Here is a 25,304-nt window from a genome sequence, read left to right on the forward strand (position 1 = left end):
GCAAGATCTCAGCGGTAGTTGACGAACTGCACCGCGATGTCCAGGTCCGCGCCTTTGAGCAGCGACTGGACGGACTGGAGGTCGTCGCGGGACTTGCTGGTCACGCGGAGCTCGTCACCCTGGATCTGGGCCTTGACGGACTTGGGGCCCTCGTCGCGGATGAGCTTGCTGATCTTCTTGGCGTTCTCGCTGGTGATGCCCTCGACCAGGGTGCCCGTGATCTTGTAGGTCTTGCCGGAGGCGACGGGGTCGCCGGCGTCGAAGGCCTTCAGCGACAACCCGCGCTTGATCAGCTTCTCCTGGAACACCTCGAGGCCGGCCTTGACGCGCTCCTCGGCGTCGGAGGTGAGGACCACCTTGTCCTCGCCGGAGAACTCGACCGTGGTGTTGGTGCCGCGGAAGTCGTACCGCTGGCTGAGCTCCTTCGCCGCCTGATTGAGGGCGTTGGCGACCTCCTGGCGGTCGATCTTGCTCACGACGTCGAACGACGAATCGGCCATCTTCTGTTGCACTCCTATGAGGTTGACCTGCGGGTTTGCGTGGCCCCGGTGGGGGCGTTGTAGTCTACTCTCCGCTGCCTTCACGGGCAGTGAACGGCACGTTGCCCGAGCGGCCAATGGGAGCGGACTGTAAATCCGTCGGCTTAGCCTACGTAGGTTCGAATCCTACACGTGCCACCCGCATCGACCCCCGGCGATCTCCATCGCCGGGGGTCGCTGCGAAAACGGACTGACCTGCGGATTTGGTTGTTCTCGGCCGCGGTGTGTAATCTCGTTGAGGCTCTTGGAGTGCCGGAGACGGTACCTTGAGGACCATGCCCCCTTAGCTCAGTCGGTAGAGCGTTTCCATGGTAAGGAAAAGGTCGACGGTTCGATTCCGTCAGGGGGCTCGCTAGACCAGTGCAATGTGCTGATAGCTCAGGGCGGTGTAGCTCAGCTGGTTAGAGCGCACGACTCATAATCGTGAGGTCGGGGGATCGAGCCCCCCCACCGCTACAACTGACAAGAGATTTGCGAAAGAGGGAACGTCGTGGCTTCATCGACAGATGTTCGCCCCAAGATCACCTTGGCGTGCGAGGTGTGCAAGCACCGTAACTACATCACCAAGAAGAACCGGCGTAACGACCCCGATCGCCTTGAGCTGAAGAAGTTCTGCCCGAACTGCGGCTCACATCAGGCGCATCGCGAGTCGCGCTAAGCGAAACGTCGACGAAGGGGAGGGCATCCGCCAAGGATGCCCTCCCCTTTGGCATACTGCTTTCAGCCCATTCACGTTAGGTAGGTTCCCCACGTGAGCAAAGACATCGATGTACCGGGTGGTCCGGTCACCGAGCAGCTCAGCCCCGACGAGGTCGCGGAGCGCACCCGCGCCGCAGTCGGCTACAACTACGAGTTCTCCGAGAAGTACTTCGTCAGCCGCGAGAAGGTCCGCGAGTTCGCGCAAGCGAGCCAGCTGACCGACCCCGTGCACCACGAGGTCGAGGCGGCCCAGGCCGCCGGGTACGCCGACCTCGTCGCGCCGCCCATCATGTTCTCGCTGATCGGGATCATCGCGCATCGGCCGCTGTTCGAGAACGCGATCGTCGGCTACGGCCGCCGCCCCGTCGTGCAGTCGGAGCAGAAGGTCGAGTTCCACGCCCCGATCCTCGCGGGCATGACGCTTACCACCCACGTCCACTTCGACGCCTTCAAGCAGGTGGCGGGGGTGGACCTGATCGTGACGCGCAACGAGATCTCCGATCAGGACGGTACCCCGCTCGTCACGTCCTGGACCACGCTGGCCGGCCGGTCGGGCGAGGGCGAGGACGCGGGATTCATCAGTGCAATGGAAAAGGTGATGATGTATGGCGCTTCGTAACTTCGCGGACGTGTCGGTGGGCGAGGAACTCCCCGAGCGGATCTTCGAGCTGACCCGCGGCGACCTCGTCAACTACGCCGGCGTCACCGGCGACCCGAACCCCATCCACTGGTCGGATCACATCGTGAAGCTGGCCGGCATGGAGGACGTCGTCGCGCAGGGCATGCTCACCATGAGCCTGGGCTCGAACTACATCACCGAGTGGCTGGGCGATCCGGGCGCGCTCAAGGAGTACAGCGTCCGCTTCACCGCGCCGGTGTACGTCCCCGCCGACCAGAAGGCGGAGCTGCTGTACTCGGGCAAGATCAAGTCGCTCGACGAGGAGACCAAGACCGGCGTCGTCTTCCTCACCGTCAAGCAGGGCGACCGCAAGATCTTCGGCAAGCCGGTCGCCACCGTCCAGTTCGGCTAGGACGACGGTGCGCGGTCCCGCCGGGCGGGACGAGGGCGTACCGTCGGGCTGCCTGACGGGGCGTTTTGAGGTGCGGCACCGATGTGCCGTACACTGAACTGTCCGCACCACACGGCGGGCGTGCGAAAGCGCGCCCATCGAACGGCGCGGGTGCGGGGCCTCGAGGTCCCGCAAAGGGGTGTAGCTCAGTTGGTAGAGCAGCGGTCTCCAAAACCGCAGGTCGCAGGTTCGAGTCCTGTCGCCCCTGCACAGGCGGGCCCCGGCGCCCGGCTCTGACATCGGTCGGCCCGCGGGTCGCCGGAGGAACAGCGGAGGGAAGTGCGTGAGCGACGAGAAGGACGACGCGACCACCGGCGAGACCGCCGGGGACAGCGCCGCCGAAGACGCCCAGCAGGCCCGCCCCTCCGGTAAGCGCTCCAGCGGCCGGCGTGGCAGTACTGCGCTGGCCGAGGCACCTGAGTCCGGTGAGTCGACGACGGGTACTGCGAAGAAGTCCGCGCCCGCGAAGCCGTCGCGCAATCCGTTCGCCGCCATCTGGCTGTACATCCGCCAGGTCGTCGCCGAGCTGCGCAAGGTCATCTGGCCCACCCGCAGCCAGATGATCAACTACACGATCATCGTGCTGCTCTTCGTGGTGATCCTCACCGCGATGATCAGCCTCCTCGACCTCGGCTTCGCGAAGCTGATGTTGTGGGCGTTCGGCAAGTAGCCGGACCGCCCGAGAAGACGAGACGGAAGGAACTTCGGCGCTGTGAGCACCCCGGAGCACAACGAGGCTGAGCAGGACTCCCCTGAGGGCGTGCTGGTCGACGACGCCGCCGAGGCAACCGAGGTCGAGTCGGCCGAGGACGAGGCCATGATCGAGGCCGAGGAGAGCGTTTTCGGCACCCCCGAGGAGAACGCGGCCGCCGGTGACGGCGCCGAGCTCGTCGAGGAGGAGGCCGAGATCGACCCCGTCGAGGAGCTGAAGGCGCAGCTGCGCACCGCCCCCGGCGACTGGTACGTGATCCACACCTACGCGGGCTACGAGAACAAGGTCAAGGCGAACCTCGAGACCCGCGTCCAGAACCTCGACGTCGGCGACTACATCTTCCAGGTGGAGGTCCCCACCGAGGAGGTCACCGAGATCAAGAACGGCCAGCAGAAGCGGGTCAACCGCAAGGTGCTGCCGGGCTACATCCTGGTGCGTATGGACCTCAACGACGAGTCCTGGGGCGCGGTGCGCAACACCCCCGGCGTCACCGGCTTCGTCGGCCTGACCAGCAAGCCCTCGCCGCTCACGATGAACGAGGTCGTGAAGTTCCTGCTCCCCGAGAGCGCCCGGACCAAGCCCGCCAAGGACAAGGCCGGTGCCGGGTCCGACGGTGCCGCGGCCGCGTCCGGTGGCGCCGTGTCGCAGGGCCCCGCGGTCGAGGTGGACTTCGAGGTCGGCGAGTCGGTCACCGTCATGGACGGCCCGTTCGCCACCCTGCCGGCGTCGATCAGCGAGATCAACGCCGAGCAGCGCAAGGTCAAGGTGCTCGTCTCGATCTTCGGTCGTGAGACGCCCGTCGAGCTCGCGTTCAACCAGGTCGAGAAGATCTCCTAGCGAGACACCAATGCTTCCCGCGCCGGTACACGGGTGCGGGGTGATGAAAAAGGATACTGAGGATGCCCCCGAAGAAGAAGAAGGTCGCCGGGCTCATCAAGCTGCAGATCCAGGCCGGGCAGGCCAACCCTGCTCCGCCCGTGGGTCCCGCGCTTGGTCAGCACGGCGTCAACATCATGGAGTTCTGCAAGGCGTACAACGCCGCGACCGAGTCGCAGCGTGGCAACGTCATCCCCGTCGAGATCACGGTCTACGAGGACCGTTCGTTCGACTTCAAGCTGAAGACTCCTCCTGCTGCGAAGCTGCTGCTCAAGGCCGCAGGCGTGCAGAAGGGCTCGGGCGAGCCGCACAAGACCAAGGTCGCCAAGGTGACCTGGGATCAGGTGCGCGAGATCGCCGAGACCAAGAAGGAAGACCTGAACGCGAACGACATCGATCAGGCCGCGAAGATCATCGCCGGCACTGCTCGCTCGATGGGCATCACCGTCGAGTAACTCGCACCGTCGAGTTGTCGCCGGGAGGCCTACGCCTCCCGTGGGAGGGTCGGCTCGGCCCGCAGAACCACTCACTGCCCGCACGCTGGGCAAGATAAGAAAGAGTTCCACATGAGCAAGAACAGCAAGGCCTACAAGGCCGCTGCCGAGAAGGTCGACAAGGACAAGCTGTACAGCCCGCTCGAGGCTGTCACGCTGGCCAAGGAGACCTCCTCCACCAAGCAGGACGCCACCGTCGAGGTCGCCATGCGCCTCGGTGTCGACCCCCGCAAGGCCGACCAGATGGTGCGCGGCACCGTCAACCTGCCGAACGGCACGGGTAAGACGGCGCGCGTGATCGTGTTCGCCGTCGGCGACAAGGCCGAGGAGGCCAAGGCCGCCGGTGCCGACGAGGTGGGCGCCGAGGACCTGATCGAGAAGATCCAGGGCGGCTGGCTCGAGTTCGACGCCGCGATCGCCACCCCGGACCAGATGGCCAAGGTCGGTCGCATCGCTCGCGTGCTGGGCCCCCGTGGCCTCATGCCGAACCCGAAGACCGGCACCGTCACCCCCGACGTGACCAAGGCCGTGGGCGACATCAAGGGCGGCAAGATCACCTTCCGCGTCGACAAGGCGTCGAACCTGCACTTCGTGATCGGTAAGGCGTCGTTCGACGCCAAGCAGCTGGTGGAGAACTACGGCGCCGCGCTGGACGAGATCCTGCGCGCGAAGCCGTCGGCGGCCAAGGGCCGGTACCTGAAGAAGGTCACCGTCTCGACGACCACCGGACCGGGCATCCAGGTGGACCCGTCGCGAGTGAGCAACCTCGCGGAGGAGGAGGCGTAAGCCTTCCCCTCATCAGGGCCTGATCCACGAAGCCCCCGATCTCCGCGAGGAGGTCGGGGGCTTCGTCGCGTCCGGGGACGGTGCGGTCAGAGCAGGGACAGCACGTACGAGCTGGAGCTCGAGCTGATGGCCACGATGAAGATGATCGCGTAGATCACGACCACGACCAGCAGCATCGCGCTGGTGACGCCGCCCAGGATCGCGCCGACCAGCGCGACGGTGTTCTTGTAGCCGCGCTCCTTCGACTTGTTCAGCGCGATCCAGCTCACGATCAGGCCGATCGGGCCGCAGCAGACGAAGTTCAGCACCAGTCCGACGATGCCCATGGCGTTGTCGGGGTCCTGCATCTCGCCGTTGGGCACGGGGTAGCCGGGGTAGCCACCCGGGTACGGCTGGGCCGTCGGGTAGCCCTGGCCCGGGTACGACGGTGCCTGCCCGTACGGGTCGTACTGGCCCGCGTTGTACTGCGCGTTCGGATCGTTCGCGCCGTACGGATCCTTGTTGAACGGGTCCTGCGGGTTCTCGGGATCGCCCATCCGTCAGACCAGGAGGTACGAGGTCGACGAGCTGCTGGCGGCCAGCGCCACGCCGAGGATCAGCCACAGCACGAGGAGCACGGTGCCGATGGCGCCGAGGATCACGCCGATCAGGGCCGGCGTGTTCTTGTAGCCGCGCTGCTTGGACTTGTTCAGCGCGATCCAGCTGACGATGAGGCCGACGATGCCGCCGCAGACGAACACGAGCACGAGGCCGACGATGCCGAGAGTGTTGTCGGGGTCGTTGAGCCGCTCGCCGTTCGGGCCGACCGGGGCCGGCTGGCCCGGGTACGGCTGACCCGGGTAGGGCTGACCGGCGAAGGGCTGCTGCTGGCCCGGGTACTGGTTGGGGTCCGGCTGCTGGCCGTACGGCTGCTGCCCGGGGTACTGGTTCGGGTCGGGCTGCTGGTTGTACGGGTCATTGGGCGTCGACATAGTGAATTCTCCCCTTGGTGATGCGAAACTTAGGTCCGGATAAGCGTAGCCGAAGACCGCTGGCGGATCTCTTGATGTCCACTTGGAACGCGGTGACGCCGGCGATGGGCGACCACGAAAACCTGTCACCCGACGTCGGTATCCTCGCGCCATGGACGACGACAGGCTGTTGACGCGGATCGGCGCGCTCCTGCGGCAGGCCGAGGGGACGGACAACGAGCACGAGGCGGCCACCTTCACCGAGGCCGCGCAGCGGCTCGCCACCGCCGCGTCGATCGACCTGGCTGTGGCCCGCGCGCACCAGCGCGGCACCGAGCGCGCCCGGGCCGTGCCGGAGCAGCGCACCGTCCGGATCGGGGAGGCGGGCCGGCGCGGCCTGCGCACCTTCGTCGAGCTGTTCGTGGCGATCGCCCAGTCCAATGACGTGCGGTGCGATGTCGCGTCCAACTCCACCTTCGTCTTCGCCTACGGCTTCGCGGAGGACGTCGACGCGTGTGAGGCGCTGTACGCGTCGCTGGTCATCCAGATGGTCCGCGCCTCGGACGCCTACCTGCGCTCGGGGGCCCACAAGTCCGAGACGGTGCAGCAGCTGTACGAGGACCGGCGCACGCGGCGGCGGTGGGTCGAGACGAAGCCGGTCTCGGGCGTCACGGCGCGGATCAACTTCCAGTCCGCGTTCGCGGCCCGCATCGGCGCGCGGCTCGCCGAGGCGCGGGCGGCGGAGACGGCCCAGGTCGTGGAGCGGGGCGAGCCGGGGACCGCTGTCGCGTTGCGCGACAAGGAGGTCGAGCTCGCGTCGTTCTACCGCGGCGAGTCGACGGCCCGGGGCCGGTGGCGCGGGTCCAGCGCGTCGGCCGGCTATTCCGACGGTGCGCGCCGCGCGGGAGACCGGGCCGGCCGGTCCGCCCGCCTCGGCGATCACTCCGAGCTGGGGAGCGGGCGCGCCCTGGAACGCGGCGCTCCGTGAGCGCGCCCTCCTCGCCGTATCCGCCGCCGCACCCTCCGCCGCACCCGCCGCCCCGGCGCGGGCCGGGGCTGTGGTGGGCCGTCGGGGGAGCGGTCGCGCTCGTCCTCGTGGTCGCGGTGGTCGCCGCGGTGCTCCTGGTCCGCTCCCCGGGCCGCGGCCCGTCCCCGTCGACGACGGTGGCGGCGCCCTCCACCTCGCGCGCGGGGAGCGGTGGGTGCGGCGTGCCGGGGCCGGGGTCGACGGTGCCGGTCACGGACCGGGTGGTCTCCGGGCCCCTGTCCTTCCCGGTCTCCGCGGCGCCGGGGTGGTCGCCGCAGCGGTACCAGCTGTTCGCGCCGGGCGCGCAGACCGCGGGGTTGCGGCAGCAGGTGCCCGGTCACCTGTGGGACACGCACGCAGAGATCGGCCAGACCACCTTCGCCCCCAAGGTGTCGGTCCGGGACGCCGCGCGCCGGATCATCCCGTGCATCGTCGCGAGCAGTCGGTACGACTCGTACCGGCCCCGGCTCGAGGCGCTCACGGAGCCGGAGGCGATCACCGTCGACGGTGTGCCCGCGGCACGCGTGACGGGGCGGATCCTGGTCAGCCGAGCGGGACTGGACATCGCCGGTGATGTGCTGACGGTCGTGGTGATCGCGTCCGCCCCGCAGACCTATTTCCAATCCGACAGCCCGATCGGCGACGCGGCGCTCGCGGCCGTGGTGCAGAACATCTTCGACCACCTCAAGGTCGCGAGGGACGTGTGAACGGCGTCGCGCCTGGTCGCAGGGTCACGGAACGGGTACTCGTCCGGAAGTCCGGACGGAGTCCGGAGCGAGACCTCGCTACTGTTGTGGTGATCGACTCGGCGCGACAGGCATACTTCGAGTCGGACACCCCGATCGGGGAGACCGCCTCCGCGGCGGTGGCCCAGCAGGTCTTCGAGCAGCTCAAGGTGGCGAGGGACGTATGAGCAACCCGCAGGATCCGTACGGGCAGCAGCAGCCCGATCCGTACGCGCAGCCCGATCCGTATGCGCAGGGCGGTTACCAGTACGGCTACGGCCAGCAGCCGAACCCGTATGCGCAGCAGTCCTACCAGCAGGGATACCCGCAGCAGGGGTACCAGTACCCGGGCCAGGTGCCGCAGGGGCAGCCGCCGCAGAAGCCGAAGCGCACGGGCCTGTTCGTCGCGATCGGTGTGGCCGTCGTCCTGGTGATCGCGGTCGCGATCGCCGCGGTCGTCATGGTGGTCAGGTCCGGCTCGGACGGCGACCGCACCGCGGCTCCGACGACCGAGGCGGCCGCCACCACCAGCGGCGGCGCCACCGGGGCGAACTGCGGCATGCCGGGCACGGGTCTGGCCTCCGACATCACCGACCGGGTCGCCTCCGGTCCGCTGTCCTTTCCCGTCTCGGCCGCTCCGGGCTGGGAGAAGGAGAGCTACACCGTGTACGCGCAGAGCATCGCCGCGGCGGGCCTGCAGAAGTCCACGGGTGACGGCCAGTCGTGGCAGGCCGGCGCGGAGGTCGGGCAGACCAACTTCGGATCCAAGCTGGACCCGAAGGACGCTGCGGCGCGGATGGTCCAGTGCATCGCCGACGGCGCCGGGTACAACAGCGCCACGTCCCGTCGGGTCGAGCAGAACGCGCCCGAGACGATCACGGTCGACGGGGTGTCCGCGGCGAAGGTCACCGGCAAGATCCTGGTCACGGCGCCCAACGTCACCGTCCCCGGTGACGACGTCACCGTCGTGGTGATCGCCTCCGCACCGCAGACCTACGCGATGATCGTCATCCCGATCGGGCGGGACGACATGGCGGCGACGGGCAAGGCGATCCTCGATTCGCTGAAGGTGGCCAAGGACGTCTAGGGACGCACAGCGCGCCGCGGTGTACCGGGCGGAGGAGATGGTCCGCGGCCTGTTCGACCACGCCGGGGCGGGGCGCACCGTCGACGTGCTCGGCGTGCCGCTGACGTTGCCGCCCGAGGCTCGGTTCGCCTCCGTGGAGTCGGTCCAGCGCTACGCCGACCGGGTCCTCGGGTCCGGCGCGGTCCGGGTCCGGGCCCGTGCGGGCAGCGCGGGCGCGCACTACGAGAGCGGGGGCGGGACGCCGGTCGTCGCCGTTCCCGCCGGCCGCGACGGTGCCTGGGCCCTGCGGGAGCTCGTGGTCCTGCACGAGCTCGCGCATCACGTCGCCGCGTCCGGCGGCGGTCCGGGCAGCGCCGACGGTGCCGCCCACGGCCCGTCGTTCACCGCGGCGTTCGTCGAGCTCGCGGCACGGGTCATGGGGCCGGAGGCAGGACTGGCGTTGCGCATCGTCTACTCGGAGTCCGGCGTCGCGGTCGGGTGACGTGGTGTTTCAAATCGGGTGCGGATGTCCTCCCGCACCCGGAACGCGCGAGGGCACCCGGCATGCCGGGTGCGGCTGGGCGAATCGGGTGCGATTGCGTTCCCGCACCCGAAACGCCCGTCGAAGCTGCCGATCGCGGCTGACCGCCCGCTGCCGATCACCCACGACCGGCCGGGCCGTACCGCACCGTCGAACCACGATTTGGTGACGGACCAGCACTCGCGTACGCTGGTATCTCGGAATCCGGTGTCAACCGGATCGTTCCACCGAAGACCGTCGGTCGTCGGGCGTCAGCCCGATCGAAGGTCCGGCCCCGAGCCGGCGACCCACGCAGGAGGACGAGGATTCTTCATGAACCCCGTGCGCCCTGCGCCGGGGTTCTCGTCGTTTCGGGCCCGAATCCTCGGCCGTCGGTACGACACGTAGAGAGGAGGCGAAGTATGGCAAACGCCGAGAAGGTCGCAGCAGTCGCTGAGATCGCCGAGAAGTTCTCGAAGTCCACGGCCACCGTGGTCACCGAGTACCGCGGGCTGTCGGTCGGTTCCATCACCGAGCTGCGTCGTGCACTCGGAGCTGGTGCCACCTACTCCGTCGCCAAGAACACCCTGGTCAAGATCGCCGCGAAGGATGCCGGCGTCGAGGGCCTGGACGAGCTGTTCGAGGGTCCGACCGCGATCGCCTTCATCGAGGGTGAGCCGGTCGAGGCCGCCAAGGCGATCAAGAAGTTCGCCAAGGACAACAAGGCCCTGGTCATCAAGGGCGGCTACATGGACGGCAAGGCGCTGTCCGTGGCCGAGGTCGAGCGTATCGCCGATCTCGAGTCGCGCGAGGTGCTCCTGGCCAAGCTCGCCGGTGCCATGAAGGGCAACTTGGCGAAGGCCGCTGGCCTGTTCAACGCTCCCGCTTCGCAGGTGGCCCGCCTGGCCGCTGCGCTGCAGGAGAAGAAGGCAGCCGACGAGGCCGCCGCATAAGACCGCTGATCCAGCGAACCCCCGCGCGCACCGCTCGCGGGACCATCACCACCTTGCCTCGCGGATCAGCGAGCAAGACTTCAACGGAAGGACGCCACCATGGCGAAGCTCACCACCGACGAGCTGCTTGATGCTTTCAAGGAGCTGACCCTGCTCGAGCTCAGCGAGTTCGTGAAGGCCTTCGAGGAGACCTTCGAGGTCACCGCTGCTGCTCCGGTCGCCGTCGCGGCTGCCGGTGCTGCCCCCGCGGCCGGCGGCGCCGACGCCGCCGCCGACCAGGACGAGTTCGATGTCATCATCGACGCCGCCGGCGACAAGAAGATCCAGGTCATCAAGGTCGTCCGCGAGCTGGTTTCGGGCCTCGGCCTGAAGGAGGCCAAGGACCTCGTCGAGAGCGCCCCGAAGGCGATCCTGGAGAAGGTCGACAAGGAGGCCGCCGAGGCCGCCAAGGCCAAGCTCGAGGAGGCCGGCGCTTCGGTTTCGGTCAAGTAATAACCGAGCCGCACGTCAGTGCTGATCACCGCCCCGTCGCCCAGTGCGACGGGGCGGTTGTCGTTCTCGGGCCCGCGTTGCGCCCGACTAGAACAGGTCCGGTACCGCGACCAGCGGTGACTGGGGTACTGTGCACCCAGCGGTCTGTGGCGCGAGCCACACCTGGAAGCGACGAAAGGTCCCGACAGTGGGTGTCGAAGTAACTACCAAGAACCTGACGAAGTCGTTCGGGTCCCAGAACATCTGGTCGGATGTGTCGTTGACCTTGCCTGCGGGTGAGGTGTCGGTTCTGCTCGGCCCGTCTGGTACCGGTAAGTCGGTGTTCTTGAAGTCGTTGATCGGTCTGTTGCGCCCGGAGGAGGGCGAGATCATCATCGACGGCACGGATATCTTGACGTGTTCGAGCTCGGAGTTGTACGAGATCCGGAAGATGTTCGGTGTGTTGTTCCAGGACGGTGCGCTGTTCGGGTCGATGAACCTGTACGACAACACGGCCTTCCCGCTTCGTGAGCATACGAAGAAGAAGGAGAGCGAGATCCGTCAGATCACGATGGAGAAGCTCGAGATGGTGGGTCTGATCGGTGCGGAGGACAAGCTTCCGGGTGAGATCTCCGGTGGTATGCGTAAGCGTGCCGGCCTGGCCCGCGCGTTGGTGATGGATCCGCAGATCATGCTCGTCGATGAGCCGGACTCGGGTCTGGATCCGGTGCGTACCACGTACACCAGTCAGTTGCTGATGGACATCAATGCGCAGATCGACTGCACGACGTTGATCGTCTCGCACAACATCAACATCGCCCGTACGGTGCCGGACAACATGGGCATGTTGTTCCTCAAGCATCTGGTGATGTTCGGTCCTCGTGAGGTGTTGCTGACCAGTGAGGAGCCGGTGGTCAAGCAGTTCCTCTCCGGTTCGATGATCGGTCCGATCGGTATGTCGGAGGAGAAGGACTCGGCGCAGATGGAGGCCGAGATGGCGCGGGTGGCCGCGGGGCACTCCGATGGTGGTGTGGACGTGCCGGACGAGATCGCGCCGCAGATGCAGCCGACGCCGGGTATGCCGCCGCGTAAGGGTGAGCAGCGGCGTAAGGCTCGTGTCCGGCAGATCCTGCCGACCCTGCCGCACAAGGCGCAGATCGCCATCGCCCGCGATCTGGGCGATGACCCCGCCGAGTTCGTCGGCACGGCACCGGCGCAGGTCGCCGCGCAGGCCCCGCAGACGGCTCCCGTGTCCGTCCAGCCGGGGTACACGGGCGATGAGGCGCCCACGGCGGCGTACCCGACCACGCAGATCGACGAGAACCCGACCGACCACCTGCCCAAGGTCGACGGCCGCTAGGTCGAGCACGGCGCACCGTCGAACAGGGACGGACATCGGACCGGCCCGGGGAACATCCCCGGGCCGGTTTCGTCGTCTCAGGAGCCGCTCAGGACCCGTCGGGCGGGCCTTCAGCTCGGCGCGGTCCCGATATTCGAAGGAAATCGGCGGTTTCGCTTGACGTTCGGGCGGATACGGGTCACAGTTATCGGCAGGACGCGACGTGCTCGTGTCCACGTGAGAGCATCATCGAGTGCACGCGGCCCCCAGAGGTAGCCAGCCCGGGGCCGGTGCGGCGGCGAGTCCGACCGATGGTGCCGGTGTTCGATGCAACGGCGCGCGTCGTGCTTGCGCGGGAGCCCTTCAGGGCTTAGTCTGGACTGCCTCTTGCGGGGTGGTCGTTCCTCTGTTAATGTTGGACGTTGCGCTGGCTGCCTCCTGCCCATCTGAATATTGCCTCAGCGATTGAGGTCGTTATCTCTGCGGGTTGCCGTCAGCACAATTAGGCAACGTTACTAGTCACAGCAGAGGACGCATCTTGGCAGTCTCCGTCTCCAGCCAGACTCAGAACGATCAGAACAGCGCGGTGGTCCCCGGGGCCCCGAAGCGCGTCTCGTTCGCAAAGATCAAGGAGCCCCTCCCGGTTCCGGGACTGCTCGACCTGCAGATCGACTCGTTCGAGTGGCTCGTCGGCACCCCCGCATGGCGGGAGAAGGCCGCGGCGCGCGGTGAGGCCCAGCCCACCGGTGGTCTGGAGGACATCCTCGCGGAGCTCTCGCCCATCGAGGACTTCTCGGGCTCCATGTCGCTCTCCTTCTCCGATCCGCGCTTCGACGAGGTCAAGGCCTCGATCGAGGAGTGCAAGGACAAGGACATGACGTACGCGGCTCCGCTGTTCGTCACCGCCGAGTTCATCAACAACAACACCGGCGAGATCAAGTCGCAGACCGTCTTCATGGGTGACTTCCCGATGATGACGGACAAGGGCACGTTCATCATCAACGGCACCGAGCGCGTGGTCGTCTCGCAGCTGGTCCGTTCGCCCGGCGTCTACTTCGACGAGAACATCGACAAGTCGACCGAGAAGCCGCTGCACAGCGTCAAGGTCATCCCGGCCCGCGGTGCGTGGCTGGAGTTCGACGTGGACAAGCGCGACACCGTGGGCGTCCGCATCGATCGCAAGCGTCGGCAGCCCGTGACGGTGCTGCTCAAGGCCCTCGGCTGGTCCGCCGAGCAGATCCTCGAGCGCTTCGGCTTCTCGGAGATCATGCGGTCCACCCTGGAGAAGGACAACACGGCCGGCACCGATGAGGCGCTGCTCGACATCTACCGCAAGCTGCGCCCGGGCGAGCCGCCCACGAAGGAGTCGGCGCAGACCCTGCTGGAGAACCTGTTCTTCAAGGAGAAGCGCTACGACCTGGCCCGCGTCGGCCGGTACAAGCTGAACAAGAAGCTCGGTCTCCCGGCGAACTCCGACGGCACGCAGCCGCTGGTGCTCACCGAGGAGGACATCGTCGCGACGATCGAGTACCTCGTGCGCCTGCACGAGGCACCGTCGGAGCAGCTGACGTACATGACCGTGCCGGACGGTGGCGTCGAGGTGCCCGTCGAGGTCGACGACATCGACCACTTCGGCAACCGTCGCCTGCGCACCGTGGGTGAGCTGATCCAGAACCAGCTCCGCGTGGGCCTGTCCCGCATGGAGCGCGTCGTCCGCGAGCGCATGACCACGCAGGACGTCGAGGCGATCACCCCGCAGACTCTGATCAACATCCGTCCGGTCTCGGCGGCGATCAAGGAGTTCTTCGGCACCTCGCAGCTCTCGCAGTTCATGGACCAGAACAACCCGCTGTCGGGCCTGACCCACAAGCGGCGTCTGTCGGCGCTCGGCCCCGGCGGCCTGTCGCGGGAGCGCGCGGGCCTCGAGGTCCGCGACGTCCACCCGTCGCACTACGGCCGCATGTGCCCGATCGAGACCCCTGAGGGCCCGAACATCGGCCTGATCGGCTCGCTGTCGGTGTACGCGCGGGTCAACCCGTTCGGGTTCATCGAGACGCCGTACCGCAAGGTCGTCGACGGTGCCACCACCGACGAGGTCGTCTACATGACGGCCGACGAGGAGGACCGGTACTACATCGCCCAGGCCAACGCCGCCACCGACGACGCCGGTCGCCTGACCGACGACAAGGTGCTCGTGCGTAAGCGCGGCTCCGAGGTGGAGTTCGTCCCGGTCTCGGCCGTGGAGTACATGGACATCTCGCCGCGCCAGATGGTGTCGGTCGCGACCGCGATGATCCCGTTCCTCGAGCACGACGACGCCAACCGTGCCCTCATGGGCGCGAACATGCAGCGTCAGGCCGTGCCGCTGGTCCGTTCCGAGTCGCCGCTGGTCGGCACCGGTATGGAGCTGCGCGCCGCGGTCGATGCGGGCGACGTGGTGATCACGGAGAAGGCGGGCGTCGTGGAGGAGGTCTCGGCCGACTTCATCACGGTCATGGCCGACGACGGCAGCCGCAAGACGCACCGTCTGCGCAAGTTCGCGCGCAGCAACCAGGGCACCTGCGCCAACCAGCGTCCGATCGTGAACGCCGGCCAGCGCGTCGAGGGCGGCCAGGTCCTGGCCGACGGCCCCTGCACCGACAACGGTGAGATGGCGCTCGGCAAGAACCTGCTCGTGGCGATCATGCCGTGGGAGGGCCACAACTACGAGGACGCGATCATCCTCTCGCAGCGCCTGGTGGAGGAGGACGTCCTGACGTCCATCCACATCGAGGAGCACGAGATCGATGCCCGCGACACGAAGCTGGGCGCCGAGGAGATCACCCGGGACATCCCGAACGTCTCCGACGAGGTGCTGGCCGATCTCGACGAGCGCGGCATCATCCGCATCGGCGCCGAGGTCCGCGACGGCGACATCCTGGTCGGCAAGGTCACGCCGAAGGGCGAGACCGAGCTGACCCCGGAGGAGCGGCTGCTCCGCGCGATCTTCGGTGAGAAGGCGCGCGAGGTCCGCGACACCTCGCTCAAGGTGCCCCACGGCGAGACCGGCAAGGTCATCGGCGTCCGCGTGTTCTCGCGCGACGACGACGACGAGCTGGCCCCCGGCGTGAACGAGCTGGTCCGCGTGTACGTGGCCCAGAAGCGCAAGGTCCAGGACGGCGACAAGCTCGCCGGCCGCCACGGCAACAAGGGCGTCATCGGCAAGATCCTGCCCGCCGAGGACATGCCCTTCCTGCCCGACGGCACCCCGGTCGACATCATCCTCAACACGCACGGCGTGCCCCGTCGTATGAACATCGGCCAGATCCTGGAGACGCACCTCGGGTGGGTCGCCAAGACCGGCTGGGACGTGCGCGACGAGAACGGGAACATCCCGGACTGGGCGTCGGCGCTGCCCGAGGAGATGTACAGCCAGCCCAAGGACACCAACACCGCGACCCCCGTCTTCGACGGTGCGCGGGACGAGGAGCTGGCGGGCCTGCTGGGCTCGACGCTGGCCAACCGCGACGGCGACGTCATGGTCGGTGCCGACGGCAAGGCGACGCTGTTCGACGGCCGTTCGGGCGAGCCCTTCCCGTACCCGGTGGCCATCGGCTACATGTACATCCTCAAGCTGCACCACCTGGTCGACGAGAAGATCCACGCTCGTTCCACCGGCCCGTACTCGATGATCACGCAGCAGCCGCTGGGTGGTAAGGCGCAGTTCGGTGGCCAGCGCTTCGGCGAGATGGAGTGCTGGGCGATGCAGGCGTACGGCGCCGCCTACACCCTGCAGGAGCTGCTCACCATCAAGTCGGACGACGTGGTCGGCCGCGTGAAGGTGTACGAGGCGATCGTCAAGGGCGAGAACATCCCCGAGCCGGGCATCCCCGAGTCGTTCAAGGTGCTCCTCAAGGAGCTCCAGTCGCTCTGCCTGAACGTGGAGGTCCTGTCGTCCGACGGTGCCGCCATCGAGATGGCCGACGGTGACGACGAGGATCTCGAGCGCGCTGCTGCCAACCTCGGCATCAACCTCTCGCGCAACGAGAACGCCTCGGCCGAAGACCTCGCCAACTAACCGCCAACCGGACGAATTAGGAGAGAAGTGCTCGACGTTAACTTCTTCGACGAACTGAAGATCGGTCTGGCGACCGCCGATGACATCCGTAACTGGAGCTACGGCGAGGTCAAGAAGCCCGAGACCATCAACTACCGCACGCTCAAGCCCGAGAAGGACGGCCTGTTCTGCGAGAAGATCTTCGGACCTACTCGCGACTGGGAGTGCTACTGCGGTAAGTACAAGCGCGTCCGCTTCAAGGGCATCATCTGCGAGCGCTGCGGCGTCGAGGTCACTCGCGCCAAGGTGCGTCGTGAGCGGATGGGCCACATCGAGCTGGCGGCTCCCGTCACCCACATCTGGTACTTCAAGGGCGTCCCGTCGCGCTTGGGCTACCTGCTGGACCTGGCGCCCAAGGATCTCGAGAAGATCATCTACTTCGCGGCCTACGTGATCACGGAGGTCGACGAGGAGCAGCGCCACAACGAGCAGTCCACGCTCGAGGCCGAGATCACCTCCGAGAAGAAGGTCCTCGCCGACCAGCGCGACGTGGACCTGGAGAACCGGGCCAAGAAGCTCGAGGACGACCTCGCCGTGCTCGAGGCCGAGGGCGCCAAGGCCGACCAGCGCCGCAAGGTCAAGGACGGCGGCGAGCGGGAGATGCGGCAGATCCGCGACCGCGCCGGCCGCGCCATCGACGAGCTGGACGAGATCTGGACGACCTTCGTCAAGCTCGCTCCGAAGGACATGATCGTCGACGAGAAGCTCTACCGTGAGCTGCAGGATCGGTACGGCGAGTACTTCAAGGGCGCCATGGGTGCCGAGGCGATCAAGAAGCTCATCGAGAACTTCGACATCGACGCCGAGGCCGAGATCCTGCGCGAGACGATCCGCTCGGGCAAGGGTCAGAAGAAGCTGCGCGCGCTCAAGCGGCTCAAGGTCGTCGCGGCGTTCCAGCAGTCGGGCAACTCGCCGCTGGGCATGGTCCTCGACGCGGTGCCGGTCATCCCGCCGGAGCTGCGCCCGATGGTCCAGCTCGACGGTGGCCGCTTCGCCACGTCCGACCTGAACGACCTCTACCGTCGCGTGATCAACCGCAACAACCGCCTCAAGCGACTGATCGACCTCGGCGCGCCCGAGATCATCGTCAACAACGAGAAGCGGATGCTGCAGGAGTCCGTCGACGCGCTGTTCGACAACGGCCGCCGCGGCCGTCCGGTCACCGGACCGGGCAACCGCCCGCTCAAGTCGCTGTCCGATCTGCTCAAGGGCAAGCAGGGCCGGTTCCGCCAGAACCTGCTCGGCAAGCGCGTGGACTACTCGGGCCGTTCGGTGATCGTCGTGGGCCCGCAGCTCAAGCTGCACCAGTGCGGTCTGCCGAAGCTGATGGCGCTCGAGCTGTTCAAGCCCTTCGTGATGAAGCGCCTGGTGGATCTCAACCACGCGCAGAACATCAAGTCGGCCAAGCGCATGGTCGAGCGGCAGCGCCCGCAGGTGTGGGACGTCCTCGAAGAGGTCATCGCCGAGCACCCCGTGCTGCTCAACCGTGCTCCCACGCTGCACCGTCTGGGCATCCAGGCGTTCGAGCCCCAGCTCGTGGAGGGCAAGGCCATCCAGCTGCACCCGCTCGTCTGTGAGGCCTTCAACGCCGACTTCGACGGTGACCAGATGGCCGTGCACCTCCCGCTGTCCGCGGAGGCGCAGGCCGAGGCCCGGATCCTGATGCTCTCGAGCAACAACATCCTGTCGCCGGCGTCGGGCCGCCCGCTCGCCATGCCCCGTCTGGACATGGTGACCGGTCTGTACCACCTGACCACGCTCAAGCCCGAGGCGATCGGCCACTTCGTGGCCGCCGCCAAGGACCGGCCGGAGACCGGCGTGTACTCGTCCCCGGCCGAGGCCATCATGGCCGTCGACCTGGGCGAGCTGTCGATTCAGGCGCCGATCAAGGTGCGGCTCACGCAGCAGCGCCCGGCGGCCGAGGTCGAGGCGGAGCTGTTCGACGGTGCGTGGACCCGCGGTCAGGCCTGGACGGCCGAGACCACCCTGGGCCGCGTGCTGTTCAACGAGCTGCTCCCGGCGGACTACCCGTTCATCGACGAGCAGATGCCGAAGAAGCGTCAGGCCGTGATCATCAACGACCTGGCCGAGCGGTACCCGATGATCGTGGTCGCGCAGACCGTCGACAAGCTCAAGGACGCCGGCTTCTACTGGGCCACGCGTTCGGGCGTCACGGTCTCGATGTCCGACGTGCTCGTTCCGCCGAGCAAGAAGGACATCCTCGACCGTTACGAGGAGCGTGCCGACGGCATCGAGCGCAAGTACGCCCGCGGTGCCCTCACCTCGGGTGAGCGTCGCGACGCGCTGGTCGAGATCTGGAAGCAGGCGACGGACGAGGTCGGTAAGGCGATCGACGACTTCTACCCCGAAGACAACCCGATCACGATGATCCCGAAGTCGGGTGCTACCGGCAACATGACCCAGGTGCGGAACCTGGCCGGCATGAAGGGCCTGGTGACGAACCCGAAGGGTGAGTTCATCCCGCGCCCGATCAAGTCGTCCTTCCGTGAGGGCCTGACGGTGTTGGAGTACTTCATCAACACCCACGGCGCTCGTAAGGGTCTGGCCGATACCGCGCTCCGTACCGCCGACTCGGGTTACCTGACCCGTCGTCTGGTGGACGTCTCGCAGGACGTCATCGTCCGCGAGACCGACTGCAACACCACCCGTGGCATCGTCGTGCCGCTGGCGGAGGTGCAGGCCGACGGTTCGCTCATCCGCGATGCGCACGTCGAGACCTCGGCGTACGCCCGCACCCTGGCCGAGGACGCGAAGGACTCCGGCGGCAACGTCGTCGTCGAGCGCGGCCACGACCTGGGCGACCCGCAGATCGAGGCGCTGCTCGCCGCCGGCGTCGCCGAGGTGAAGGTGCGCTCCGTGCTCACCTGCACCACAGGCACCGGCGTCTGCGCCACCTGCTACGGCCGCTCGATGGCGACGGGCCAGCTCGTCGACATCGGCGAGGCCGTCGGTATCGTCGCCGCGCAGTCGATCGGTGAGCCCGGCACGCAGCTGACCATGCGTACCTTCCACCAGGGTGGCGTCGGTGACGACATCACCGGCGGTCTGCCGCGAGTCACCGAGCTGTTCGAGGCCCGTGTCCCCAAGGGCAAGGCCCCGATCGCCGAGGTCTCCGGCCGCATCCGCCTGGAGGACGACGACCGGTTCTACACGATCACCATCACGCCGGACGACGGCGGCGAGGAGGTCGTGTACGACAAGATCAGCAAGCGCCAGCGGCTGCGCGTGTTCAAGCACGAGGACGGCAGCGAGCGTCTGCTGGCCGACGGTGATCACGTGCAGGTGGGCCAGCAGCTCCTCGAGGGCGCTGCCGATCCGCACGAGGTGCTGCGCGTCATGGGCCCGCGTCAGGTGCAGGTGCACCTGGTCAACGAGGTCCAGGAGGTGTACCGGTCGCAGGGTGTGTCGATCCACGACAAGCACATCGAGACGATCGTTCGTCAGATGCTGCGTCGCGTGACGATCATCGACTCGGGTTCGACGGAGTTCCTGCCCGGCTCGCTCACCGAGCGTGCCGAGTTCGAGGCCGCGAACCGTCGCGTCGTCGCCGAGGGCGGCGAGCCCGCGGCCGGCCGTCCGGTGCTCATGGGCATCACCAAGGCCTCGCTCGCGACCGATTCGTGGCTGTCGGCGGCCTCCTTCCAGGAGACCACCCGCGTGCTCACGGACGCCGCGATCAACACCCGCTCCGACAAGCTGGTGGGCCTCAAGGAGAACGTCATCATCGGTAAGCTCATCCCGGCCGGTACGGGCATCAACAAGTACCGGAACATCCAGGTGCAGCCCACCGAGGAGGCCCGCGCGGCCGCGTACTCGGTGCCGACCTTCGACGACCAGTACTACGGCCCGGAGGGTGCGTTCGGCGCCCCGTCCGGTGCCGCGGTGCCGCTCGACGACTACGGCTTCTCCGACGGCTACCGGTAGCCACAGCTGAACTCGGCCCCCGACCTGCTCTGCAGGCCGGGGGCCGTTTTCATGTCCGACGGTGCGCTGTTGGCCGGGTGGAAGGCGGCCACCAGTCGCGCGGGGTCTGGGCGTGAATCAGATTCCGCTGGCTCCGGGACGGCACCACGTGCACGTGCACGTGCACGTCCCGTACTTCTTCCCCGCGAGCTGCGGCCCCGCCGACGCCGTCGTCGATGTCGCTCCCGGACAGCCCGTCTCCCTGCAGCACAAGGCGCCGGTCTGGTCGTTCAGTGCCGGATCGCTCGGCCCGGGGGAGCAGAAGTACAACGGGGTGGGCATCGTCGTCGCCGTCATGGCGGTGCCGTTCGTGATGCTGTTCCTGCTCCTGCTGCTCATGCTGATCATCGCGGCCGCCTGATCGCTGAGATGTCATCCCCAGCGGCGCGCCTCTCCCACGACCTGGGGAAACGGCGAGGCCGCGCCGCCACGGCCGACATCTCAGCGTCCACCCCGAGTAGCGCCGCTACGCCGTCGGCACGATCTCCGAGCCCAGCGGTAGCAGCGAGAGCCGGATCATCTTGAAGTTCGCGATACCCAGCGGGATCCCGATGATGGTCAGGCACAACGCGATTCCGGTCACGATGTGGCCGATCGCCAGCCAGATCCCCGCCACCAGCAACCAGATGATGTTGCCCACCAGCGATGCCGCGCCGGCGGTCGGCCGATCGACGACGGTGCGCCCGAACGGCCACAGCGCGTAGTTCGCGATCCGGAAGGACGCCAGCCCGAACGGGATCGTCACGATGAGCACGCAGCAGATAACGCCGGCCACCGCGTAGCCCAGCGCCATCCAGAACCCGCACAGGACGAGCCAGATGATGTTGAGGATCAGCTTCATCACCCCAGTATGCCGACGCGGCTACCGTAGTGGCATGAACCTCTTCCAGCGCGGGGCCAAGCTGTTCAACACCGCGTTCACGCCCCTGCTCTCCCTGCCGGTCGTCGGGCCGGCGCTGGGGAAGTCGATGGTCACCGTCAGCTACACGGGCCGCAAGTCCGGCAAGCGGTTCTCGCTGCCGGTCGCCTACCGGCGCCGCGGCGACGAGGTCGTCATCGGCGTCGCGATGCCGGACCAGAAGCAGTGGTGGCGCAACTTCTCCGGCGAGGGCGCCGACCTCACGATCCACTTCCCCGACGGTGACCGCTCGGGCCTCGCCGTCGCCACGTCCGGCCCGAAGGGCACGGCCGTCACGGTCACTCTGCACTGAGCGCAAACGCCGATCGCTAGTATTTATCAGCATGAAGAACGTGTTGTTGGGATCGATCTGCTTGGTGGTCGGGATAGCGATTCTCGTGGCGTGGGCATTCATCGCATTGACGACGGGCCTCCCACAGCAGTGGTCGCGCCCCCTCGTGTCAGGTCAACTACTCGCTGTCGGTGGTTGGCTCACGCTGATCGGAGCGGGTGCGGCGATCCTGTGGCGCAGTGTCAAACGCGCGCGTGTTCGCGTGGTCGGCGGCGTATTCGAGGTGACGGCTGGTGTAATTCCGGTGGTGGGAACGATCACTGCGTGCGTCGGCGTCACGGTGATGAGTCTCGGAGCGGCGGTGGACGTGTCGACCGGCGGCGCGAGTTCCAGGGCTGTGGCTCCGGCATTGTTGGCGCCGTTCGAAGTGGCGATCATAGTTCTCCTCATTGGCGGTGCGATGGTCGGACGGATGTGGTGGCCGCGCATTGTCGCCGATCATGAGTGGGTTACCGTGGCGAATTCGATTCAGCGAGTGAGGTACCGCCGGGGGCAGGCGCATTTCAGCGAGTACAACAACGGGTTGTTCGTGACCGGGATTCCTGTGGAGCGTGTCCGCTCGCCGCTGGCTGTGGTCACTATGAGGTCTGGTCGTAAGGTCGGATTCTCCGCGCTGGTGTTGACTCCTGCTGAGATTGAGGAGCTCAATCGTGGTCCGGGGCTGAATGTTCCGCCTCGCTGACCATCTTTTCCAGCGATCGTGCGGCAGCGTCGTTCCTGTCGCGCAACGCATCCCGGACGGACGGCGGGTCAAGTACTGTCAGGTCCGGCAGGCCCGCCCACAGGGTCCAGATCGCCCGGCCGAGGTCGACGAACTCCAGAACCCCGGCACCGTCGGACCCGGGCGGCGTGACGACGGTGCCGAAGGTCGCGAGCTTGGCCCAGCCGTACTCGTCGGCTCGCACGGTCACCGTCGTCCCGGCGTGCCCGGACCGGAAGGACGCGCGGGAGGCCTCGAACTCGGCGGCGAGGTCCACCTCGTCGGGCCGCTGTGCGGTCTCGGAAAGGACTGTGACGGAGGAGAACCGGGACGTGCGATAGGTGCGCCGCTCGCCGTCGCGCAGGGCCATCAGGTACCAGGCCTGCCCCGCGTGCACCAACCCGACGGGGTTCAGCACGCGCTCCGCCGCCTGGCCCCCGCGCGGCCGGTAGACGGCCCGCACGCGCAGCCCGTCGATCACGGCGCGCTGCAGCTCGCCGAGGAAGGGGTCGGGCTCCGGCGCGCGGGCGAAACCGTCGGGGCGCACGTGGATCCGCTGGGCGGCGGCCGCCGCTTCCCGACGGTGCGCCTCCGGCAGCGCCGCGGCGACCTTGCGCATGGCGTTCGCGAACGCGGGCGACGGTGCCCCGGACAGCAGCGCCTTGGCCTCGTCGAGGGTGAGCCCGGTGAGGTCGGTGCGGTAACCGGGGAGCAGGCGGATCCCGCCGCCGCGGCCGCGATCGGTGTAGACGGGCACGCCGGCCAACGACAGGGCCTCGACATCGCGGAGGACCGTGCGGGTGGAGACCTCGAGCTCGACGGCGAGCTGCGCGGCCGTCATCGTGCCGCGGTGCCGCAGCAGCATGAGGACGGAGAGGAGGCGGTCGGCGCGCATGTCTCCAAGCCTGGCAGAAATACATGACAGAAGGTGTCATGTTAGGGCGGTTGAATCGTTTCCATGACCACCACAGCCATTGACCCCCGTCCCGCCTACGCCGCCGCCACCGAGTGGGTGCAGTCCCTGCTCGCGGGCATCACGGCGGACCAGTTCGACAAGCCCACGCCGTGCGACGAATTCGACGTCCGCGCACTGTCGCAACACCTGCATGCGACGGTGCTCCGGGCGCGCGCCCTCGCGGAGGTCGGTACCGTCGAGGGGCAGCCGGTCCGCACCGAGGAATTCGATGCGCCGACCTTCGCCGAGCGCCGGTCCGCCGCGCTGGCGGCGTGGGCCACGGCGCCGCTCGATCGGGAGGTCGAGGTGCCCTGGGGCGTGGTGCCCGCCGTCGCGGCTCTGGGAATGTACGTCAACGAGACTCTGGTGCACGGCTGGGATCTCGCGGTCGCCACCGGTCAGCCGGCGGAATTCCCCGACCCCGAGTTCGCTCGAATCGCCTTCGAGGCGGCCCAGCAGCAGCTCCCCGCGCAGATCAGGGAACTCGACGGTGTGCCCTTCGGCCCGGTCGTCGAACCACGGGACGGCGCCGGACCCACCGAACGTCTCGCCAACTGGAGCGGGCGCAGCGCCGCCGGCTGGGTGGCGTGACGCCGGAGTACATTGAGGTCGGGAACTGACCGCTGGGACCTGTTGAATCGATGTCATGACCGAGTCCGTTTCCGATCCCCGCCCCGACTACGCCGCCGCCACGGCGTGGGTCCTGTCCTTGCTGGAGGGCGTCACCGCCGACCAGCTGGACCGGCCCACGCCGTCCGGCGGCGACCTCGACGTCCGTGCGCTAGCGGGGCACCTGACCGCCCACTGCCTGCAGGTGACCGCGCTCGCGGAGACGGGCACCGTCGCCGGCCTGCCGAACACGGTGGCGGAGCACGACGCCGCGACCTACGCCGACGCCCGGGCGCGGTCGCTCGCCGCGTGGGCGGACGCGTCGCTCGACGGGACGGTGACCGCGCCGTGGGGGCCGTCCTCCGGCGCCGAGGCGTTGGCGACCTACGTCAACGAGGCGCTGGCGCACGGGTGGGACATCGCCGTGGCCACCGGGCAGCCCGCCGAGATTCCCGACGGTGCCGTCGCTGCGGCCGCCCTCGAGGTGGCGCGGGTCGCGATTCCGGCGGAACTGCGTGCGGTGCCGGAGTTCCCGTTCGGCCCCGTCGTCGAGTCGCGCGACGGTGCCGGTCCCACCGAGCGTCTGGCCAACTGGAACGGCCGCAGCGCAGTAGGTTGGGGCGCATGAGCACCGTCGCCCTGTTCCACTCGGTGCTCGGCGCGCGCGAGGGCGTGCGGCTCGCCGCGGACCGGCTCCGCGCCGCGGGGCACACCGTGCACCTGGTCGACCAGTACGACGGCCGCGTCTTCGACTCGTACGAGGAGGCCTCCGCGTTCGCGGAGGGCATCGGCTACCCGGCGCTCATGGCCTCGGCGCTGGCCGCCGTCGGGGGGCTCCCGGACGACCTGGTGGTCATGGGCTTCTCCAACGGCGGCGGCATGTCCACGTACGTCGCGTGCAACCGGCCGGTGAGTCGCGCGATCCTCTGCTCCGGAGCGCTGCCACTCGACGTGATCGGCCAGGCGCACTGGCCGCAGGGCGTTCCCGCGCAGTTGCACTACGCGCTCGACGATCCGTTCCTGCAACCCGGTTCGGTCGAATCGGTGCTGCGCTCGGTGGGCGAGGCGGGCGCGATCGGCGAGTTCATCCAGTACCCCGGGGCGGGGCACCTGTTCACCGACCCCTCGCTCCCGGACGAGTTCGACGGTGCCTCCGCCGAGGTCTTCTGGGACGCGGTGCTGCGGTTCGCGGGCGTGGCGGACTCCGGCGGCCGTTAGCATCAATGATGGTTGAGGTCCTACCGTTGTAGGCATGAGCATCGCACTACCAGAACAGGCTCAGCGCACATACACTGATTATCTTACCACAGAAATCAGAAAGACATTTTGAACACGCGCCACTAGAAGGGTCATTCCGGCTCTTCGAAGTTGAGCGGGCAAACTTGCTTAGCAGTGGAATTGCTGGATGCTGGCCCGCTGGGCGCGGGTGCAGTGGAATCGTATCCTGCGGCGTGAGTTTTCGGTGTTGCGGAAGCCGCAGGCG

Annotated in this window: 26 protein-coding genes, 4 tRNA genes and 1 pseudogene; 26 read left to right on the forward strand and 5 right to left on the reverse strand. The window is 67.7% G+C overall.

Annotated elements, in window-relative coordinates; all coding sequences use genetic code 11:
* Positions 1 to 8: 8 nt before the first annotated feature.
* Positions 9 to 500, reverse strand: coding sequence for a YajQ family cyclic di-GMP-binding protein (locus HF999_RS02670; protein ID WP_168544384.1), 492 nt, complete (start codon positions 498 to 500; stop codon positions 9 to 11).
* A gap of 95 nt (positions 501 to 595) precedes the next feature.
* On the opposite strand from HF999_RS02670, the gene HF999_RS02675 reads away from it, so the two are divergent.
* From HF999_RS02675 to rplA, 11 genes are all read left to right on the forward strand, one after another.
* A tRNA-Tyr gene (locus HF999_RS02675) sits at positions 596 to 677 on the forward strand.
* Between the two features lie 139 nt (positions 678 to 816).
* Positions 817 to 889, forward strand: a tRNA-Thr gene (locus HF999_RS02680).
* A 32-nt stretch (positions 890 to 921) separates the two neighbouring features.
* Positions 922 to 995: transfer RNA gene (locus HF999_RS02685), tRNA-Met, on the forward strand.
* A 34-nt stretch (positions 996 to 1,029) separates the two neighbouring features.
* Positions 1,030 to 1,197, forward strand: coding sequence for a 50S ribosomal protein L33 (rpmG, locus tag HF999_RS02690; RefSeq protein ID WP_013125415.1), 168 nt, complete (start codon positions 1,030 to 1,032; stop codon positions 1,195 to 1,197).
* Positions 1,198 to 1,290: 93 nt separating this feature from the next.
* Complete coding sequence (gene hadA, locus HF999_RS02695; RefSeq protein ID WP_168544385.1) at positions 1,291 to 1,857, forward strand: (3R)-hydroxyacyl-ACP dehydratase subunit HadA; 567 nt, start codon at positions 1,291 to 1,293, stop codon at positions 1,855 to 1,857.
* Positions 1,844 to 2,269, forward strand: a complete 426-nt coding sequence (gene hadB / locus HF999_RS02700) for a (3R)-hydroxyacyl-ACP dehydratase subunit HadB (protein ID WP_168544386.1) — start codon at positions 1,844 to 1,846, stop codon at positions 2,267 to 2,269. The genes hadA and hadB overlap by 14 nt, the downstream gene beginning before the upstream one ends.
* Positions 2,270 to 2,443: 174 nt before the next feature.
* Positions 2,444 to 2,516: transfer RNA gene (locus HF999_RS02705), tRNA-Trp, on the forward strand.
* 75 nt (positions 2,517 to 2,591) lie between these two features.
* The gene (gene secE, locus HF999_RS22920) at positions 2,592 to 2,978 is read left to right on the forward strand and encodes a preprotein translocase subunit SecE (RefSeq protein WP_168544387.1); all 387 of its coding nucleotides are present in this window, start codon (positions 2,592 to 2,594) and stop codon (positions 2,976 to 2,978) included.
* 42 nt (positions 2,979 to 3,020) lie between these two features.
* On the forward strand, positions 3,021 to 3,857 hold the full coding sequence (gene nusG, locus HF999_RS02715; RefSeq protein ID WP_168544388.1) for a transcription termination/antitermination protein NusG: 837 nt from the start codon (positions 3,021 to 3,023) through the stop codon (positions 3,855 to 3,857).
* A gap of 62 nt (positions 3,858 to 3,919) precedes the next feature.
* Positions 3,920 to 4,351, forward strand: a complete 432-nt coding sequence (gene rplK / locus HF999_RS02720) for a 50S ribosomal protein L11 (RefSeq protein ID WP_068523954.1) — start codon at positions 3,920 to 3,922, stop codon at positions 4,349 to 4,351.
* Positions 4,352 to 4,462: 111 nt separating this feature from the next.
* The gene (rplA, locus tag HF999_RS02725; protein WP_168544389.1) at positions 4,463 to 5,176 is read left to right on the forward strand and encodes a 50S ribosomal protein L1; all 714 of its coding nucleotides are present in this window, start codon (positions 4,463 to 4,465) and stop codon (positions 5,174 to 5,176) included.
* Positions 5,177 to 5,262: 86 nt separating this feature from the next.
* On the opposite strand, the gene HF999_RS02730 is transcribed toward rplA, so the two are convergent.
* Positions 5,263 to 5,712 (reverse strand): DUF4190 domain-containing protein, encoded by a 450-nt coding sequence (locus HF999_RS02730; protein ID WP_168544390.1) that lies wholly within the window; start codon positions 5,710 to 5,712, stop codon positions 5,263 to 5,265.
* Positions 5,713 to 5,715: 3 nt separating this feature from the next.
* Positions 5,716 to 6,147 (reverse strand): DUF4190 domain-containing protein, encoded by a 432-nt coding sequence (locus HF999_RS02735; RefSeq protein WP_168544391.1) that lies wholly within the window; start codon positions 6,145 to 6,147, stop codon positions 5,716 to 5,718.
* A 151-nt stretch (positions 6,148 to 6,298) separates the two neighbouring features.
* Between HF999_RS02735 and HF999_RS02740 the strand changes: the two genes are divergently transcribed.
* The 10 genes and pseudogenes from HF999_RS02740 to HF999_RS02785 all read left to right on the forward strand — a co-directional run bounded on the left by HF999_RS02740 (position 6,299) and on the right by HF999_RS02785 (position 20,668).
* Entirely contained in the window at positions 6,299 to 7,114 is an 816-nt protein-coding gene (locus HF999_RS02740; protein WP_168544392.1) for a DUF2786 domain-containing protein, read from the forward strand.
* Complete coding sequence (locus HF999_RS02745; RefSeq protein WP_168544393.1) at positions 7,111 to 7,860, forward strand: hypothetical protein; 750 nt, start codon at positions 7,111 to 7,113, stop codon at positions 7,858 to 7,860. Before HF999_RS02740 ends, HF999_RS02745 begins: the two co-directional genes overlap by 4 nt.
* A gap of 202 nt (positions 7,861 to 8,062) precedes the next feature.
* Positions 8,063 to 8,965 (forward strand): hypothetical protein, encoded by a 903-nt coding sequence (locus tag HF999_RS02750; RefSeq protein WP_168544394.1) that lies wholly within the window; start codon positions 8,063 to 8,065, stop codon positions 8,963 to 8,965.
* Positions 8,961 to 9,446: pseudogene (locus HF999_RS02755) on the forward strand (TIGR04338 family metallohydrolase); the annotation flags it as partial. The gene HF999_RS02750 and the pseudogene HF999_RS02755, both read left to right, overlap by 5 nt.
* Positions 9,447 to 9,886: 440 nt before the next feature.
* Positions 9,887 to 10,417, forward strand: coding sequence for a 50S ribosomal protein L10 (gene rplJ, locus HF999_RS02760; protein WP_168544395.1), 531 nt, complete (start codon positions 9,887 to 9,889; stop codon positions 10,415 to 10,417).
* A 99-nt stretch (positions 10,418 to 10,516) separates the two neighbouring features.
* Complete coding sequence (gene rplL, locus HF999_RS02765) at positions 10,517 to 10,909, forward strand: 50S ribosomal protein L7/L12 (RefSeq protein WP_168544396.1); 393 nt, start codon at positions 10,517 to 10,519, stop codon at positions 10,907 to 10,909.
* Positions 10,910 to 11,096: 187 nt separating this feature from the next.
* Entirely contained in the window at positions 11,097 to 12,248 is a 1,152-nt protein-coding gene (locus tag HF999_RS02770) for an ABC transporter ATP-binding protein (RefSeq protein WP_168544397.1), read from the forward strand.
* A gap of 517 nt (positions 12,249 to 12,765) precedes the next feature.
* Positions 12,766 to 16,284, forward strand: coding sequence for a DNA-directed RNA polymerase subunit beta (rpoB, locus tag HF999_RS02775; RefSeq protein WP_168544398.1), 3,519 nt, complete (start codon positions 12,766 to 12,768; stop codon positions 16,282 to 16,284).
* Between the two features lie 27 nt (positions 16,285 to 16,311).
* On the forward strand, positions 16,312 to 20,268 hold the full coding sequence (locus tag HF999_RS02780; protein WP_168544399.1) for a DNA-directed RNA polymerase subunit beta': 3,957 nt from the start codon (positions 16,312 to 16,314) through the stop codon (positions 20,266 to 20,268).
* 112 nt (positions 20,269 to 20,380) lie between these two features.
* A complete protein-coding gene (locus HF999_RS02785) occupies positions 20,381 to 20,668 on the forward strand; it encodes a hypothetical protein (protein ID WP_168544400.1) in 288 nt (95 codons plus the stop codon).
* 105 nt (positions 20,669 to 20,773) lie between these two features.
* Here the strand turns inward: HF999_RS02785 and HF999_RS02790 are convergent, their stop codons facing one another.
* Positions 20,774 to 21,148 (reverse strand): YccF domain-containing protein, encoded by a 375-nt coding sequence (locus tag HF999_RS02790; RefSeq protein WP_068747210.1) that lies wholly within the window; start codon positions 21,146 to 21,148, stop codon positions 20,774 to 20,776.
* 34 nt (positions 21,149 to 21,182) lie between these two features.
* On the opposite strand from HF999_RS02790, the gene HF999_RS02795 reads away from it, so the two are divergent.
* Positions 21,183 to 21,518, forward strand: a complete 336-nt coding sequence (locus HF999_RS02795; RefSeq protein WP_168544401.1) for a hypothetical protein — start codon at positions 21,183 to 21,185, stop codon at positions 21,516 to 21,518.
* Between the two features lie 31 nt (positions 21,519 to 21,549).
* Complete coding sequence (locus tag HF999_RS02800) at positions 21,550 to 22,239, forward strand: hypothetical protein (RefSeq protein ID WP_168544402.1); 690 nt, start codon at positions 21,550 to 21,552, stop codon at positions 22,237 to 22,239.
* Here the strand turns inward: HF999_RS02800 and HF999_RS02805 are convergent.
* A complete protein-coding gene (locus HF999_RS02805; RefSeq protein ID WP_168544403.1) occupies positions 22,202 to 23,152 on the reverse strand; it encodes a helix-turn-helix transcriptional regulator in 951 nt (316 codons plus the stop codon). The two genes, HF999_RS02800 and HF999_RS02805, sit on opposite strands and share 38 nt — an antisense overlap.
* Before the next feature lie 63 nt (positions 23,153 to 23,215).
* Here HF999_RS02805 and HF999_RS02810 point away from each other — a divergent pair, with 63 nt between their 5' ends.
* Genes HF999_RS02810 through HF999_RS02820 form a run of 3 tightly spaced genes read left to right on the forward strand, consistent with a single transcriptional unit; the run spans position 23,216 to position 25,039 of the window.
* On the forward strand, positions 23,216 to 23,803 hold the full coding sequence (locus HF999_RS02810) for a TIGR03086 family metal-binding protein (RefSeq protein WP_168544404.1): 588 nt from the start codon (positions 23,216 to 23,218) through the stop codon (positions 23,801 to 23,803).
* Positions 23,804 to 23,858: 55 nt separating this feature from the next.
* Positions 23,859 to 24,449, forward strand: coding sequence for a TIGR03086 family metal-binding protein (locus tag HF999_RS02815; RefSeq protein ID WP_168544405.1), 591 nt, complete (start codon positions 23,859 to 23,861; stop codon positions 24,447 to 24,449).
* The gene (locus HF999_RS02820) at positions 24,446 to 25,039 is read left to right on the forward strand and encodes a dienelactone hydrolase family protein (protein WP_168544406.1); all 594 of its coding nucleotides are present in this window, start codon (positions 24,446 to 24,448) and stop codon (positions 25,037 to 25,039) included. Before HF999_RS02815 ends, HF999_RS02820 begins: the two co-directional genes overlap by 4 nt.
* The last annotated feature ends 265 nt before the right edge of the window (positions 25,040 to 25,304 follow it).

The sequence above is a fragment of the Tsukamurella spumae genome, from assembly GCF_012396015.1.
Lineage (GTDB): Bacteria > Actinomycetota > Actinomycetes > Mycobacteriales > Mycobacteriaceae > Tsukamurella > Tsukamurella spumae.